Origin of the sequence: Staphylococcus equorum (assembly GCF_001747895.1) — a bacterium.
In the GTDB taxonomy this organism is placed as follows: Bacteria; Bacillota; Bacilli; order Staphylococcales; family Staphylococcaceae; genus Staphylococcus; species Staphylococcus equorum_A.
This window is the reverse complement of the sequence record NZ_LNNB01000009.1, coordinates 632872-650014: the sequence shown is the minus strand read 5'-3', so window position 1 is coordinate 650014 and position 17143 is coordinate 632872. Positions and strand designations below refer to the sequence as shown.

General features: G+C 34.6%; 13 protein-coding genes. All 13 read left to right on the top strand.

Annotated features, from left to right (window positions below; all coding sequences use genetic code 11):
* Positions 1 to 58 precede the first annotated feature (58 nt).
* The 13 genes from AST02_RS04990 (at position 59) to AST02_RS04935 (ending at position 16769) form a co-directional block, all read left to right on the top strand.
* Positions 59 to 1027: an HNH endonuclease signature motif containing protein gene (locus AST02_RS04990; RefSeq protein WP_069816127.1), complete on the top strand. Its 969-nt coding sequence runs from the start codon at positions 59 to 61 to the stop codon at positions 1025 to 1027.
* Between the two features lie 175 nt (positions 1028 to 1202).
* Positions 1203 to 5528 (top strand): phage tail tape measure protein, encoded by a 4326-nt coding sequence (locus AST02_RS04985; protein ID WP_081333350.1) that lies wholly within the window; start codon positions 1203 to 1205, stop codon positions 5526 to 5528.
* Between the two features lies 1 nt (position 5529).
* Positions 5530 to 6357, top strand: a complete 828-nt coding sequence (locus tag AST02_RS04980; RefSeq protein WP_069816123.1) for a phage tail domain-containing protein — start codon at positions 5530 to 5532, stop codon at positions 6355 to 6357.
* Positions 6358 to 6366: 9 nt separating this feature from the next.
* Entirely contained in the window at positions 6367 to 7953 is a 1587-nt protein-coding gene (locus tag AST02_RS04975) for a prophage endopeptidase tail family protein (protein ID WP_069816121.1), read from the top strand.
* Complete coding sequence (locus AST02_RS04970) at positions 7946 to 8485, top strand: hypothetical protein (RefSeq protein WP_069816120.1); 540 nt, start codon at positions 7946 to 7948, stop codon at positions 8483 to 8485. The genes AST02_RS04975 and AST02_RS04970 overlap by 8 nt, the downstream gene beginning before the upstream one ends.
* A gap of 20 nt (positions 8486 to 8505) precedes the next feature.
* Positions 8506 to 11121 (top strand): peptidase G2 autoproteolytic cleavage domain-containing protein, encoded by a 2616-nt coding sequence (locus tag AST02_RS04965; protein WP_069816119.1) that lies wholly within the window; start codon positions 8506 to 8508, stop codon positions 11119 to 11121.
* A gap of 11 nt (positions 11122 to 11132) precedes the next feature.
* Complete coding sequence (locus AST02_RS04960) at positions 11133 to 12644, top strand: BppU family phage baseplate upper protein (RefSeq protein WP_069816118.1); 1512 nt, start codon at positions 11133 to 11135, stop codon at positions 12642 to 12644.
* Between the two features lie 13 nt (positions 12645 to 12657).
* Positions 12658 to 13059: a hypothetical protein gene (locus tag AST02_RS04955; protein WP_069816117.1), complete on the top strand. Its 402-nt coding sequence runs from the start codon at positions 12658 to 12660 to the stop codon at positions 13057 to 13059.
* A 1-nt stretch (position 13060) separates the two neighbouring features.
* Positions 13061 to 13213: an XkdX family protein gene (locus AST02_RS14045; protein ID WP_081333349.1), complete on the top strand. Its 153-nt coding sequence runs from the start codon at positions 13061 to 13063 to the stop codon at positions 13211 to 13213.
* Positions 13214 to 13249: 36 nt separating this feature from the next.
* Complete coding sequence (locus tag AST02_RS04950) at positions 13250 to 13552, top strand: DUF7365 family protein (protein ID WP_069816115.1); 303 nt, start codon at positions 13250 to 13252, stop codon at positions 13550 to 13552.
* 47 nt (positions 13553 to 13599) lie between these two features.
* Positions 13600 to 13884, top strand: coding sequence for a holin (locus AST02_RS04945; protein ID WP_069816113.1), 285 nt, complete (start codon positions 13600 to 13602; stop codon positions 13882 to 13884).
* A gap of 14 nt (positions 13885 to 13898) precedes the next feature.
* Complete coding sequence (locus AST02_RS04940; RefSeq protein WP_069816111.1) at positions 13899 to 15362, top strand: SH3 domain-containing protein; 1464 nt, start codon at positions 13899 to 13901, stop codon at positions 15360 to 15362.
* 180 nt (positions 15363 to 15542) lie between these two features.
* Positions 15543 to 16769: a Fic family protein gene (locus tag AST02_RS04935; protein ID WP_069816109.1), complete on the top strand. Its 1227-nt coding sequence runs from the start codon at positions 15543 to 15545 to the stop codon at positions 16767 to 16769.
* Positions 16770 to 17143 lie beyond the last annotated feature (374 nt).

The following is a 17143-nucleotide window of genomic DNA, read 5'->3' as shown; positions in this document are numbered from 1 at the left end:
TTTCCCAATCGCCTTCCTTTTTCATTAATTATGGGACCAACTATGGGAGGTTGTTGATATGGAAAGAGTATGCAAGAGTTGTTTTGTTAAAAAACCTGTTTCTGAATTTTATAAAAAAAGAGATTCGTTCGAAAGTTCTTGTAAGAAATGCAAATATAAAAACGCTAAAAGGTATAGTCTAAATTGCGAAGTTTGTAACAATGAATTCACTTCCACTAAAAAACACCAAAAATTTTGTAGTATCTCTTGTAGATCTACAAGTAGGGAGAAACCAGTCATAAGAAAATGTGGATATTGTAAAGAAACTTTTAAAAGGACACCGTCGACATCAAATGTGGTAACAGCATATTGTTCTATCGAATGTAGAAACAAACATTTGAGTTATAGGGTCAAAGGTGAAAACAACCCTAATTGGAAAGGTAAGACATCTATAATCGAATGTGAATGTTGTGGTAAACCGTTTGAATATAAAGATTACTTTAATAGTGAAAATAAATATTGTTCACAAAAATGTAAATCGATTCATCAAATGGTTATATTGAAAGGCAAGAACAATCCTAATTTCAAAAACCGAACGGGGTATATAAAATGTGATTGTTGTAATAAAGATATAGAAAGACCTATGCATAATATCGAATTAAGAAAAAATAATTACTGTTCTTTAAAATGCAAGTATAAACACACCAGATTACTCTACAGTGGTCCTAATAATCCTAACTATACTAATGGGTTATCTCACAACTACAGAGCTAGATATAGAATTGTAGAAGGATATGGAGAATGGAAGAAATCAGTCATGGAAAGAGATAGTTTTACTTGTCAATTATGTGGATGTTCTAAGGGTGGGAATTTACACGCACACCATTTAGACGGATATAATTGGGCTGAAGAAAAAAGAACAGATGTTGATAACGGAATAACTCTATGTTCTAGTTGTCACATAAATTTCCACAAGATATACGGAAATGGTAATAACACAAAAAAACAGTTTGAAGAATATAAGAATAATTTTAAGACACTCGCATAAGCGGTGTCTTTTTATTATGCACTACGCCAATCCCGTGGTAACTATATAGATTAGTAAGACTATATAGCACCGTAACGCGTAGAGGGTGAAATAATCCCTCCAAGAGTGTCGGACACCTGACCGTTAAAGACGAAGGTGAAAAGGTACGCTAAACTGGACCAAAAATGATTGGTCGATGAAAATGAGGGAAACCTCCAGAGCGCATGATAAAAAACTTGCGGGTAATAACATTTTGGATAGTTTAACAGCTTTTGGCATGGAAGCAAAAGATAGTGGTAAGTTTGCCGATGTACTAGCACAGACAAGTTCTAAAGCCAATACAGATGTAAAAGGTTTAGGAGATGCGTTTAAATATGCAGCACCTGTAGCTGGTGCATTAGGTTACAGTGTGGAAGACACATCAGTCGCTATAGGTTTAATGAGTAATGCTGGGATAAAAGGTGAAAAAGCTGGTACAGCATTACGTACTATGTTTACTAACCTTGCTAAGCCTACTAAAGCAATGAAAGATAAGATGGACGAACTTGGTATATCTATAACAGATAGCAATGGTGAAATGTTACCAATGCGTGATGTTATGGATCAATTGAGAAGTAGCATGGGTGGTTTATCTAAAGACCAACAAGCAGCTGCAGCAGCAACTATATTTGGTAAAGAATCTATGAGTGGTGCGTTGGCAGTGGTTAACGCATCAGAAAAGGATTATAAAAAGCTTACTAAATCAATCGATGGTTCGAGTGGCGCTTCCAAACGAATGGCTAAAGAAATGGAAGGCGGTATTGGTGGTTCAATGCGTAAAATGAAATCTGCGGTTGAATCACTAGCAATTAGTATTGGTGATGTGGTAGCACCATTTATAGGAAAAGCAGCAGACGCTATCGCAGGCTTAGCAACCAAATTAACTAATCTACCTGGTTGGTTACAAGGTACGATAGTAGCGTTTGGTGCGTTAGCAGCTGCAATTGGTCCACTAGCATTAGTTATTGGAGTATTTACAGCCTCATTAGGTAGTATTATGACTACACTTGGACCAATAATGGTTGGTATTACAAAAGCTGGTGGTGTAATGAAATACCTATCTGGAGTAATGGCAACTGTTACAAAAGCTTCACCACTTTTAGGAATGGCATTAAAAGGCATTGGTTCCGCAGCTACATTCATGTTAGGCCCTTGGGGACTAGTTATTGCTGGTGTGGTAGCGTTAGGCGCAGCATTAGTTGTAGCTTACAAGAAATCTGAAACGTTTAGAAATATTGTGAACGGTATGGTCACAGGTGTGGTTAATGGATTCAAATTATTATGGTCAGGAATTATGACTGTACTAACACCTATAGGTCAAGCCTTCATGAAGTTTGGTGGACAGATTAAGTCAGCTATTGGTGACTTCTGGTCTAAATATGGCGCACAATTCATGCAAGCGATAAACAATATTAAGAATGGATTCTTAGCATTTTGGACATTCATTCAACCAGTATTAGGATTCATAGGTGGATTATTCAAGAGTACGTTTAGCGATTCCATACCTATTATAAACTTCTTCAAGAATCTGATAATGGGTAGTTTAGTACATGCGTTTAATATGGTGAAAAATACTGTGATGATTGCGTTTAATGCTATTAAAGGAATTATCATGGGTGTCCTAAACGTTGTAATGGGATTCGTTAAAATGTTTATTGGTATTTTCACAGGTGACTGGAAACTATTCGGTGAAGGATTAAAACAAGTTGCTAGAAGTTTCCTAAGTATCTTGAAAAATCTTTTCCAATTAGCGTTTGCTGGAATCTTAGGTATAGCTAAGACAATTTGGGGCGTAATTAAAAATACAATAGTTGGATTAGCAAAAGGTATTTGGACTGGCGTAAAAAACGCTTTTACTTGGTTAAAAAATAGTACAGTATCAATTTTTAATTCCGTTAAAACTTTTACTATTAATGTTTGGACTTCTATCCGAAATGGAGTAGTCAATTTCGCTAAAAGTTTATGGAATGGAGTAAAAAATGCGTTTAACTGGTTGAAAAACGGAACTATATCAATTTTTAATTCAGTTCGAAACTTCCTATATGGATTGTGGACTGCTGTAAGAAATAGAGTGGTTTCACTTGCCCAATCTCTTTGGAATGGTGTTAAATCTAAATTCAATTCTTTAAAAAATTCTATAACATTTATATTTAATGCTGTTAAGTTTTTTGTTTTAAAAACATGGTTATTGATAAGAAGTAAGGTAATATCATATGCAGCGAGTTTATATAATGGAGTACGAAGTCGATTCAATTCGTTAAAAAATTCTATATCCTCAATTTTTAATTCTGTACGCTCTTTCCTATACGATATATGGAACAAAATTAGAAATAAAGTCGTTTCAGTCGCTACATCTCTGTACAACGGCGTTCGTAGTAAATTTAATAGTTTGAGAAACTCAATAAAAAATATCATAGGAAAAGTAAAAAATAACCTATACGACACTTGGGATAAAATCTGGAACAAAGTAACAGGTGTTGCTTCTAGTTTATGGTCTACTGTAAAAGGTACTTTCCAGAACATGAAAGATGGTATTAAAGGTTTTGCCGATAAAATTGGCGGTACGATCAATGGAATGGTTGGCGGAATTAAAAAAGGACTTAATAAATTAATCGACGGTGTGAACTGGGTTGGTGGAAAATTAGGTATAGATAAAGAAATACCTCATTTATCAACTGGTACATCGGGTGCAAGTGGCAGTGTAGTATCGAATGGTGCAATCAGTAGTCCAACATTAGCTACAGTTAACGATAGAGGACCGGGTAATGGCTCGGGTATCGGTGGACATCAAGAGGTTATTCAAAGATCTAACGGTCAAATATTCGCACCTAAAGGTAGAGACGTAACTGTACCATTAGGTAAAGGCGATGTTGTACACAGTGGACGTTCTGTACAGAAAGCACAAAGAGCCGGAGTATTACCTAAGTTCAGTAGAGGTACAGGCTTAGACTTATTGAAAGACCGTAAAAAGAAAAAACACGAACATGGTGGCATGGATGCTATTGGTGCATTTGGTCCATCTGGTGGCGGTAAAAATCCAATACAAGAAGCTATAGTTGGTAAACTTGCAAATGGTGCTAAGAAAGTTAAAGAAGGCGCAGACACTGGTAAGAAAGTTGTAGAAGCTGGTGCTAAGTCTGCTGCTAAAATTGGCGGTGACTTACTAGATTACGTTGGTAGTCCCGGTAAATTAGTAAACGCTATGTTGAAAAAATTTGGCGTAGATTTTGGAAATGTCAAAGGTGAAATTCCTAAAGACATGATGTGGGACGGTATGTGGAAAGGTCTCAAAGGTGGCGTTAAATCACTTTTCGATGGTTGGTTAACAGAAGCTAGTTCAGGCGGCGATGGTGGATACATTGACTTATCTAAAGGTATTAACTTTGGATTCCATAAAACAGCAGCATCTGCGAAAGCCGCAGGTTATCCGTTTGCTCGTCCACATATGGGCTTAGATATTAACTATCCTTATGGTAGCAAACTCTATTCTACACTAGGTGGGACAGCTACAGCTAAATCAGGTTACAATGGTGGCTTCGGTAACAGTATGTGGATAAAGTCTGGTGTTATGCAAGCTATTTATGGTCATATGAGTGAACTTGCTTTTAGTGGTAGTAAGAAAGTAAAACCAGGTGACTATCTTGGTAAATCTGGCGGCGACCCTAGTAAACAAGGTGCTTCTGCCGGGGATTCTACAGGAGCTCATTTACATTATGAGATGAGGAGAAATGGTGAACCATTTGACCCTACTAATTGGTTGAAAACTAACAATGGTGGTGGCGGTAAAGCCAGTGGCAAGTATGGTAGTACGATTAAGAAAGCATTAGGAATGGCTGGATTACCTCAAACTTCTAAATATATTAAGGCTTGGCAAGAACAGGCAAGAACAGAATCAACATTTAATCCTAAAGCTAGAAACGCATCCGGTGCTAGTGGTTTAGTACAAGTTAAACCTGGAACGTTCAATGCTTTTAAATTATCTGGTCACGGAGATATCTGGAACCCGTTAGACAACCTAATCGCTGGTATGAGATACGCTAAAGCAACATACGGACCTAAGAAAATGTTAGACCGTATTGGACACGGCTTACCTTACAAAACTGGTGGAATCATCAACAGTGAAGGAATGTATAACCTTGCAGAGGACGGACACAGTGAAGTAGTTGTTCCATTAGATCCCGCACGTGCTAACGACGCAATGAAATTAATTGGTTATGCACAAAGTAAGATTAAGGATAAGAAAAACAAACGACCTAATGATATGAGTAATAAATATAGTTCTCAATCAAACGGTGGAGACAACACTAACTTGTTAATGCAAATGATTGGTGAATTACAAGAACAAAACGGTTACTTGAAAGAAATTGTACGTAGTAATAAGAGTATTGAAGGACAACCTAAAGGATTTACAGAACGTGATATTTCTCAAGCTCAAGGTAAAAAAGCACAAATGATGGCATATAACTTAGGAGGTGCTTTCTAATTTGAAAAAGGAAGTTAGATTATTTAATGATAAATTTGATATTAAGTTAACTGATACAGCTAATTTATTGTTTTTAGATCACATTGAAGAAGATGTGGAAGTTAATGCAAACACAACTGAAATCAATGGTACTGATGGAGTACTTATGGGACCGACTACGTTCGGTCCTTTTAATTTAGTTTTAAACTTTTCATTTAAAGGGTTGGATACTAAAGATTTGAAGTTGTATAAGCAGAAGTTGAGAAATATATTATATCAACGTGAACCATATTACGTATGGCATTCAGATATGCCTGGTAAGAAATATGCAGTGTATTGTGATAGTAATGATAATGAAAACTTAACTAACTCGTTTGCTACTTTTGCAGTGACTTTTGTAGTATTCAAAGGTTATTCCGAATCACTGAAAGATACAGATGAATTTAGTTTATCTAGTGGTGATTGGCAGTTCGAAGGTGGGTTGTTATCTGATGATGAAATTAAGTACAAACATGATACAACGAGTTTTAAAATTTACAATGGTTCTTCTGATGTAATTAATCCTTTGTTAAGACATAGATTTAAGTTAATCATTAATATAGATGCACCTAAAGGATTTAAGGTAACTAATAAAACTACTGGAGACACATTCGAGTACAAGAAAGCAATTAAGAGTAATCAAACGCTAACCATAAATGGCGTACATCCTTTTATTAATAACAATCGTGTAGGCATAGATACTAATTGGCAGTGGTTAACACTAGCTGAACGTTTTAATAATATAGAAATTACAGGCGAGAATATTAGTAATGTATCAACTCAATGGATATTCCCGTTCATATATAGGTAGGTGAATGAATTGGAAAGTTTAATCTTAAAGAATAGAAAGGGTACGTTTGGTGAAATACTCACTGATTTTGACTTCGGTTCATTCAAATATGAATATGAGAAAAACAACGAACGATCCATTGGTTTTACTATTTACAAAACGTCATTAAATACTGATATATTCGACACATTGTTAAATGAAATGTTGATACTGTGGAAAGGTCAAGAGTATGTGATTAAATCTACATCTATTAAGTATGATGGTGTGATTGTTACGAATGAAATTACTGCTAAACACATATTCATGGAGTTTCAAAATCATTATATTCAAAAAGATTTGGAAAACGAAGAATTAAATAATGAGGACACGGAAGAAGAAAGCAAACCTACCATGACACTGGAACAGTATCTTGAGTTTGGATTTAGAAATAATAAGTTAGGTTTCTCATATGAAATTGTAGGTGAGTTTGACGAACGTATTGCCATTGATGAATTGGGTGGTAAAAATGGCATGGAGTTTCTAACAGAAGGTGCGGAGTTGTTCAATTACACTTACTTTGCAGATAACAAGAAAATTTATATTTATGATGATGAATTATTTTATCAAATGTCTGATTTACCACTTATTTATAAATACAATTCAAGCGAGGTACAAGCTACAACTTCCACAACTGATGTACGAACTTATATACAAGGTTATGGCAAGAAGAAAACCAAGACTGAAACAAAGAATTACAACCCAGTTAAGCCACCCGATTTAAATTATAGTGGTAAATTTTTCAAAGAAGGTACATGGCGTACACAAGAAGAAGGAGCATACTACTCAAAAGAGTTGGATTGTAAGTGGGGCAATGAAACACTAACATGGTCGCTTAAAAAGTTATCACGTGGTGGATTACTAGATGTATATATCGATAATGTGAAAATTGATAGATATAGTTGTTATAGTCATACTGCACGTACTGAATCAATCGTTATTGCTCGTAATTTAAGCAAGGGCAAACACACATTTAAAGCAGTTTTTGTTGGTCCAGACCCGGAAGTTAAAGAATATAAAACAGCACCAGTCATGTATGTAGGTACAGAGAAATCAACAACCTTGAACTTAACAGCCGTATTAAAAGGCAGTGATGTTTATCACACTTACGCTGAATATGAATCGCCTAATGTAGAAACGTTTGGTTGGTCAGAAGCACCAACTGCGTTTGATGATGATACGTTAGATAAAGACGAATTGCTCGAAACAATCAAAGCACAACTCAATGATCAACCAACAGTTGAAGTTTCAACAAACTACTTAGGTAGTATGGAAGAAAAACATTATATTCGTAATGATGATGTGAAAGAAAATCATATGATCCGTTTTATTCATCAACCACTAGGTTATAACTTAGATTTGAAAGTAGTAAAAATAACCGAATCACATCCAGTTGTGAATGAACCAGTAGAAGTTGATTTTAGTAATTCACCTACGGATATTATAAAAATTCAACAACGCATTAACAGAAATATTAAAACAATGAATAATCTAATCAAGGGCGGTTCACTTAGTGGGTCGTCTTTTTCTATGCCTGAAAACTATTCAGACATTGTGGGGGTGACGTTAATAGATGGATAGAGAAATACCACACAGATATTTGAAAGATAATGACGGTGCAGAGTACTTCCCAGTAACAAGCGGAGAAGCTATCGAAGAATTGGAGAAGGCAGCTAGTATTGTTGATATTAACAACAAGATCAGTGAGATAAACGACAAAATGAAACTCATGGATGTTGCTCTTGGAGACATGGTTGGAGATACGGGTTGGATTGATATTGACGTACCACCTAACATGAAAAATGATGCTAACAAAGCAGGGTTTAAATGTGGTATTAGAGAAGTTAGAGCAGGTAATAGCTTAATACCTCATATGTTTGTTGTACGTTCTATAAGATTAAACGTTTCTAACATTACAGGGTCAAATATGCAGATAGCTCAACTACCAACTGGGTTTGTTACAAATAACCAGTCATTCATGGCTAGAGGTCAAGGCTATAGACATGCAGTAACAATTGAGTGCTTGAGTAATGGGAAGGTAATGGCTTTTGTTCACCCTGACGACCAAAAACAAACAAACTGGGTGTATCAAGAGTTTACTTGGCTAGAATAATGAAAAGGAGCAATTTATAGATGAGACTATATACAGACTTTCCTATTGAATTAGGACAAGAATATAGATATAAAACAGTTGAGAACTTTAAAAATTTATTGGATGAACATAAAGCATCTAAGAAGAATTTTGAGTTTCACAAGACTGAAGAACAGCATGCACACAAAGCTAAGCAGATTGATTATAAACTCTCAAACGTTCACGATGAATTACAATACCAAGATGGACGTATTGAGGGGTTGGTTATTGGTCATAATGGTGATGGCGTAGAAGAACTTAAAGATGCTAGAACAGCACTAGATGGTTCTAATCAACCATTATTATCTACTCGTTTAAAATATGACTTTGAAATTATTAAGAATAAGATGGAAGAAAATTTCAATTACCTTGATACAAAGATTGAACGCATCAGAAACGTAAATGATTTTGGTGCTGACCCAACAGGTGAACAAGATTCTACAGAAGCTTTCAAAGAGGCTGTAAGAGGTGGAAACGTTCATGTTCATATGACAGAAGGAACGTATAAAGTGTTGGGTATTAGATTACCAAATAATACAGTGTTATCAGGTGAAGGAAAAGATATTACCACAATCAAGCTTTCAGATGAGGCACTTGCAGAAAACATTGTTATCACTAATGATGATATGTCAGGTAATGCTCGTAACATCGGTATTAAAGACTTTACTATTGATGGTAACAAGTGGAGACAAGATAAAAAATTCAAGGCGGCTGGCGGGTCACGATCATCAAACGTTAGATTTGCCGGTGTTAAACAGGGTTTTGCAAGTAATATTAAATCAATTGACGCATTACTTCACGGTTTCGATATTACATTTGCAAGTGATGATTACTTCTATGAAGGTGACGGGGTAAGAGTCAATGAATCTTTAGAAAGTAAATATGTGCATATTGATAACTGTGAAGCAAGCGGTTTTGGTGATGATGGGATAACTACTCACCATTCAAGATACTTGTTAATCACTAACAGTTACCTACATCATGCAACTGGTGGAGGAAATAACAACGGTATTGAAATTGACGATGGTTCACAGCACGTAATGTTAGATAACAATACCACTGAAATGAACTATGGCGGTATAGAGGTTAAAGCCCATGCTCCTACATCAGCTCCTAATAATGTAATGATTAGTAATCACATGTCTATTCACGATTCACGTGCTTACAACTTACGACATATCGGTCATCACAGAGCAGGAGACCCTAAATCTAAAACAGCTCATAGTTTACTATTAAGTAACTGTACAGCCATAGAGCCTTATGACAATAAAGTTTATCCGAATACAACACCTCGTGCATTGATTATCTCAGCTTATAGAAACGTACAAGTAACTAACTTTAGTGCTGTGGGTGACGGTAAGTTTACTGCAGGACAACCTGCTATTGCTGTTCAATTTATGAGTGAGAACATTATGTTAAACAACATTAACGTTACAGGATTCAAAAACTCACAAGCCGATATTAAAATATTCGGTGGAGGTAATAGAGGTAAGAAAATTACTTTGAGTAACATTAACATTTGGAACTCTTCACAAAACATTGGTATTGCAGGTGGAGGTAGAATCTATGACTTCCGTATTATTAATGCTAACTTACAAGGCCAAGGTACTGGAACAGGTTTAGAACTTTATAATAATACTGCTGAAATCATTGCGGTTAATGCTGAGAACTATAGTAAACCAGCTAGAATTACTGAAAGAGATTATACAGTTGTTCCTACAGTTATAAAAGGTGGATTCAGTGGTGGTTCTACTGGTTCCGCAGCTATTGCACAACGGTCAGCAGTAATCGCTTCGACTGGTAACACATACGCTCACAGTGATAGAAGTTGGGCTATGGGAGTAGGAGCTAACTCAAATGTTTATGGTTCACGTTCGGGTATTATGAATGCCTTAGAATCAGAAACTACTAAAGGTAATCATACTCAAATGATTTCAAACTCTCGTGGTGTTAGAACAGATAAAAACTATTCTTGGGTAATGGGTTACGGTACAGACGGACCTTCTACAGAAAGTGTAAGTATTGAAATGCGCAGTATCAGTGGGAATATTAACACTAAAGGCAAGATTACCTCAGGTCAAGATTTTGGTGACTATGCGGAGTATTTCGAATCACAAAGTGGTCAAGAAATCCCTAATGGATATCTAGTTACTTTAGATGGGAGGAAGATAAGAAAAGCTAATAGTAATGATAAACCAATCGGAGTTATCTCAGGTACAGCAGGGGTTATCCTTGGTGACCAAATGTTTCATCATAAAGATAAGAACCTTAAAGATGAGTTTGGTGTAACACTTACTGAATGGACTACTAAAGAATGGTTAGATGATGATGGAAATACCTACTCAGAAGAAGTGGAAATTCCTATCCCTAATCCTGATTGGAAAGAATCAGAAGATGATTATATTTCACGCTCTGAACGTCCTGAGTGGAATGTAGTAGGTCTTATGGGACAAGTTTTTACTAGAATAGACTCTACAGTACAAGCTAACGACTATATCAAGCCTAATAAAGGTATTGGTACGAAAGATAATAATAATGGTTATTACAGAGTGTTAGAAGTAACAACACCTTACGATAATGAAAAAGGATACGGTGTAGCAGTCGTATTAATAAAATAGGGGGGAAATAAATGGCTAATGGTATAGATAAAAAAGCCTTATTCAATTTAAAATCTGAACCTTATTTAAAACCAATCTCTGATTTAGGGGTTGGTTTTTATAATTTAGATGAAAACACGGCGATACTAAGATTTCAATTAAGTAACGCAAAAGGACCTTTATTGATTCATGAAAATAACCTTATAGCTTATGCTTATTTTGAATCGGATAATGGAAGTGCTTCAGATGTAATTGAGTTAGAAGTTGAAGATTCTCACAAAGGTATTGTAACGATCACTTTAGATAAAGCGTTCTTACAAGCTTCCACATCTACAAAGGTTAAAGGACAAGTTTATATTGGCGTGAACAATGTAAGTGGGAATCCTGAATATAATGAAGTTGCCGTGTTTAGAGAATTCACATTTGAAGTAGCAGACGCATTAATTAACAAAATTTCATCATTTACTAAGATGGAATATATCCGTATGTTTGACCAATTGAAAATGCGTATTGAACAAAAAGTGAAAGATATTGAAGAAGCTATAGCCAATGGTGCAGATTATGTAGCAGAAATGAAATCAGTATTACAACAAGGTATAGAAACAATTAATAAACTTGTTGATGATAGTAAGACCGATATTCAATCTTATATAACTCAAGCTAAAAAAGACTTAGAGAAAACAAAAGATGATGCTACTGAAGATATAACTACGCTAACTAATAATGCTAAATCAAGTGTACAAGATACAGTTTCCACAAGTATCAATGCTATTAAGGCAACAACTACTGAAGCTACTGAACATGTAGATGCTAAAGTAAGTGAGTTTAATCAAACTGTCGAAGACAATGGTTTCCTATCTCCTGAAATGTTAACAACAGAAATAGAAGCTTTAGAATGGCAGAAATATAAATTCACTAATGACGATGGAAGTAGACAGTTTATGAGTGGTTTAAATTTACTCACCGCTCCACCTGGACAGTATGAAAGTACGAACACTATCAATGGTCCATTAAAAGAAAATGGAGAACCCGACACTGGTTTTATAGAAACAGATATAAGTGTATCTTCAAGTGGTAGACGTTTAATCATGGCAACTAGAAGTAGTTTCAATAAAACATATGTAAAAACGCTTCATACTAACGGGGCTGATACCGGTTGGAAAGAGCTAACAAATACTCAATTCGACACAGGTTGGATTCCTTTCACTATCATTAATGGAGGTAGAACTAACCCTGCTTATGGTAATGGTGGTTCTCGTAATGGTTATGGCTGTTCTTATAGAACGGTAACCATCGGCTCTATGACTCAGAAATTCCTAAGAGTTAACGCAGACAATGTTGTTCATAGTCAAGTCATAGCACAATTACCTGCTAACTTTGCTAAGAGCCCTCAAGTAGGTTATATAAGAGCTCCATTAGCACATAACTCAACTAGTATTATTATTGAGAACGATGGAGAAGTAAAACTCTATATAGCTAATGAAGCTGAATGGGAAAAATCTAATAGCAAATATATCTACGGCACAATCAGTTGGTTAGAATAGGAGGAAAACATTAATGTTTAAACAAGTGTTTTTATATAACGGTACACCTTATTTAGCTTACATGAATGAAGATGGTGAATATGATTATCCGAAAGACGAATGGACAGATGTGGCTCCACCTGAAGGTATTTACTCTCCATATTACTTTGATGGTAATGAATGGATAGGCGCTACAAAAGAAGAATGGGAATCTCATAGACCTGAAAAGGAACCTCATATTCCAAAGGTAAACGAAATAATGTTAGCACAAGCACAAATGCAAGTAACCAAGACAGCTAACCAATTAGTTAAAACTCAAAAGGAACAAGCAGAAACATTAACAGAGTTGACTAAGAAAGAACAACGACTAAAAGAAATTGAAGAACAACAAGCACAAACAATGCTTGAGATTGCCAAATTGAAAGGGGAAAATTAATATGTATCCAGGATTCGATTCTATCAAATATTTTTATGACATTAACTGTTACACAAACGAGGACATTCAGACGTATGTTGAGCTAGACGCATTGACTAAAGAAGAATATAAAGTAATCACTGGAGAAGATTATCCGGAAGAACCACAGGCTTAGGCTTGTGGTTTTATTTTGTAGAAAGTAGGAGGTCCGATGTTGAATGTAAATGAATTAACGACATGGTTTATCTTCTCTGTTTTGCCTATTGCTTTAGCGATAGCAACTTTTGCGTGGAAGATAAGTAAGGATAAGAAAGATAATGAAAATCGTATTACTCGAATTGAATCCGAAGTGACGAGAAATACTGAAGATATTAAAGAAGTGAAAGACGAACAAAGACAACAAAGAGAAGAAATTAAAATAATATTGCAAATTAGTTCAAAGATTGACACTTTAAATTCACGTTTTGAAAACTTTGAAAATAGATTTTATGACAAACAAGATACTAACAATTAAGTCGGCTCATTGAGTCGGCTTTTTATTATGGAGGAGGAAATAACGATATGGAACAAATTATAGCATTTGCAGGAATTATTTCAGTAATCACAATTGCATTAACACAAGTTATTAAGAAAGCGAGTGTTGTGCCTAAAAACATCATACCAATCATTTCAATGGTAATAGGTGTAGCAGTTGGTGGTATTACTGTCTTTATTCCAGAAATAGTAACTGAATTATCAATTGCTGGTCGTTTGTTAGCTGGATTAATTAGTGGGCTAATGGCTACAGGCATTTGGGAAACGTTCAACAGACGTACAGGTAATACTAAAGATAATAATATGAAATAAGGAGAGATTTATATATGAAGAATGCTATTGACTATCTAACTGAAAAAGGTTGGAAGATATCATCAGACCCACGTCAATACGATAACTATCCAAAGAACTATGGCTATCGTAATTATGTAGAAAATGGAATTAACTATGATTCGTTCTGTGGGGGTTATCACAAAGCGTTTGATGTGTATTCTAATGCTACAAGCGATGTACCTGCAGTTACAAGTGGAACGGTGGTAACAGCAGAAACACATGGTAACTTTGGAGGTACATTAGAAATAAGAGATGCAAATGGTAATGATTGGATATATGGACACTTACAACGTGATTCACTACGTTTTATCAAAGGAGATAAAGTTAACCAAGGCGATATTGTAGGTCTACAAGGTTCATCAAATTATGACAACAATCCTATGGCAGTCCATCTACACATTCAACTAAGACCTAAAGGTACTGATTTATCAGATGAAAAAGCAGAAGTTTGTACAGGATTACCAATAGAAACATACGACATTAGCAAACTGAATAAAAAACAAGATAAAGCTAATAATGGGAGCGTGAAAGAATTGAAACATATTTATTCTAGTCATATTAAAGGTAATAAAATAACATCACCTAAGCCAAGTATTCAAGGAATTGTTATCCATAATGATTATGGTAGTATGACACCTTCTAGTTATTTACCATGGTTATACGGTCGTGAAAAAGCTGGTACGCATGTTAATGGTTGGGCAAGCGTTTATGTTAACCGTAACGAATGCTTATGGTACCACCCAACAGATTATGCAGAATGGCATTGTGGTAACACGTGGGCAAACAATAACTTAATCGGACTTGAAGTTTGTGAAAGTTATCCGGGACGTATTTCTGATAAAATATTTTTAGAAAATGAAGAAGCTACATTAAAAGTGGCAGCAGATATTTTGAAGTCTTATGATTTACCAGTCAATAGATCAACTGTTAATCTACATCGTCAATATTTCGGTACATCTTGTCCACATCGTTCTTGGGATATTCACGTTGGTAAAGGTGCAGCTAATACAACTGCTAATAATAACAAGATGAAAGATTACCTTGTAAAACGTATCAAACATTATTATGATGGTGGTAAATTAGAAACTGGTAACGCAGAAACAATTCAACAAGAAGATGTAAAACAGGAAGTTAATGAACACAAAACCGAACAAATAGTATCTTCTACTGATTGGAAAGAGAATGCAGATGGCGTTCTATACAAAGCAGAGCAAGCAACGTTCACTGTAACTGCAAACGAAGGAATCATTACACGTTATACAGGACCGTGGACTGGTTGGCCACAAGCTGGAGTGTTACAGAAAGGGCAATCTATTAATTATAGTGAAATACAGAAATATGACGGTCATGTATGGGTATCGTGGGACACATTTGAAGGAGAAACAGTATACATGCCGGTCAGAACGTGGAATAGTAAAACTGGTAAGTTAGGTTCATTATGGGGAACAATTAAATAATATGTTACAATATGAATAGCTATCATACTAAGGGTAAGTGTCGTCATGCACTTGCCCTATTTTTTACGTTGTTTTTATAAATTATTGTATAATCCTTTATTTAATTGGGAGAATTAGTTATAATCAAAACAATGATAAACGTCATATTTTCAAAATATGATTAATAAAAGGAGGGGTTTTATGAATTATAAGCCTTTGAAAACATTATTTCATATGTATGGTTGGGAAAACGTAGAAACAGAATATGAAATGAGAAGAAACAGTTTTTCATCCTATTTAATAAATATAAATATTCACCCTATTCAAAACGGGGAGCAAAAGACTGAAACCTGCTATCCATTGTTTTTTGTTTTGACCAAAGAACTAGCTTCAAATTTAGAAAGCATTTTGACTAATTCTGAAAAAATTAAACAGTTATCTTCCAAGTTGCCAGGAGTAGCTAATGATTCATATATTAATCACTTACTTATAAATGAATTACAAAGTACCAATGAAACAGAAAATATAAGAAGTACGAAAGAAGAAATAGCTGAATCTATAAATAAAACTAAAGGATATAATAAAAGATTTGATGGGCTAGTTAACCAATATTTAATGATTGAAAATAACAATATAGAGATTAATTCGATCTCAGATATTCGAAAAATATTTGATTCAATCGTATCAGGCGAAATTAAAGAAAACGACTTACCAGATGGAGATTTATTTAGAAGGAAAGGAATTGGCGTTTATGATGAATCTAAAAATAAGTGGATTCATAGAAATGAATATACTGAACCTGAGCTTTTTGAACACTTAACTTTAATGTTAGAGTTTGTTAAATATTTTGATGCTCCTCAAGTATATAAGATAATGGCAAGTCATTTTATTTTTGAATATCTTCATCCATTCTACGATGGGAATGGCAGAGTAGGGAGATACATTATAGCTAAAATGTTGAATGATAGCTTAGATCCTTTCACCGCACTTACATTTTCATATACTGTTAATAATAATAAAAGTAAATATTATAAAGCTTTTGAAAATACATCTAATTATTATAATAAAGGTGAATTGACAAATTTTATTAAAGAAATGTTAGATTTACTATTAAAAGGACAGAGCAACATTATAGAAACTTTTGAAAAAAATAATAGTATTTTGGATAAGTTGGGCATTGCATTAACCAATGTAGCAAAAAATAGATATGATTTTGATATACTTTTTGTCCTATTACAAGACAAAGTGTTTGGAAGTAAATACTCTCGGATTAGTTTGAAAAAAATGCAAGAAGTGACTAGTTTTTCTAGAAATAAAATAAATGAAGTTATAAAAGAATATGAAACCAAACTTATTAAGATAAAGAGTAATCCAGTAGTGTATGAAATAGATGATAAATTTATAGAAGAATTACTTTCTCAAAAATAACACACTCACTCAACTAGTGGGTGTTTTTGTTTTGTGGTAAAATATGATTACATGCTTTTGCAATCCCGTTTGCAATCTCTCACGCATTATTTGTAAAAACATCCCTAACACCCATGCATGTCACTGGGTGTTTTTTATGTTATAGTATATATACTTCTTTATTTCCTAACAATTAAGAAGTCCTCTTAAGTATTTAGGCAGCCTACCATAATAGGTTGCCTATTTTTATGCTTATGTTAAAATAGATTTATCCGTTTACACGGACTCCTTTAGTAGTATTTTATACTTTGCCCCTTCTATAACTAGAGGGGGTTTTTTATTTGTTTAATGAGTACTCTATTTATATGAAGAAACTGGTTTAAGTAAGATAAATT

Bases quoted from the DNA above. Each gene is read 5' to 3' on its own strand.
- AST02_RS04955 (WP_069816117.1), top strand. From the start codon at position 12,658: ATGTTTAAACAAGTGTTTTTATATAACGGTACACCTTATTTAGCTTAC.
- AST02_RS04965 (WP_069816119.1), top strand. From the start codon at position 8,506: ATGAGACTATATACAGACTTTCCTATTGAATTAGGACAAGAATATAGA.
- AST02_RS04985 (WP_081333350.1), top strand. From the start codon at position 1,203: ATGAAAATGAGGGAAACCTCCAGAGCGCATGATAAAAAACTTGCGGGT.
- AST02_RS04990 (WP_069816127.1), top strand. From the start codon at position 59: ATGGAAAGAGTATGCAAGAGTTGTTTTGTTAAAAAACCTGTTTCTGAA.
- AST02_RS14045 (WP_081333349.1), top strand. From the start codon at position 13,061: ATGTATCCAGGATTCGATTCTATCAAATATTTTTATGACATTAACTGT.
- AST02_RS04935 (WP_069816109.1), top strand. From the start codon at position 15,543: ATGAATTATAAGCCTTTGAAAACATTATTTCATATGTATGGTTGGGAA.
- AST02_RS04970 (WP_069816120.1), top strand. From the start codon at position 7,946: ATGGATAGAGAAATACCACACAGATATTTGAAAGATAATGACGGTGCA.
- AST02_RS04960 (WP_069816118.1), top strand. From the start codon at position 11,133: ATGGCTAATGGTATAGATAAAAAAGCCTTATTCAATTTAAAATCTGAA.
- AST02_RS04940 (WP_069816111.1), top strand. From the start codon at position 13,899: ATGAAGAATGCTATTGACTATCTAACTGAAAAAGGTTGGAAGATATCA.
- AST02_RS04950 (WP_069816115.1), top strand. From the start codon at position 13,250: ATGTTGAATGTAAATGAATTAACGACATGGTTTATCTTCTCTGTTTTG.
- AST02_RS04945 (WP_069816113.1), top strand. From the start codon at position 13,600: ATGGAACAAATTATAGCATTTGCAGGAATTATTTCAGTAATCACAATT.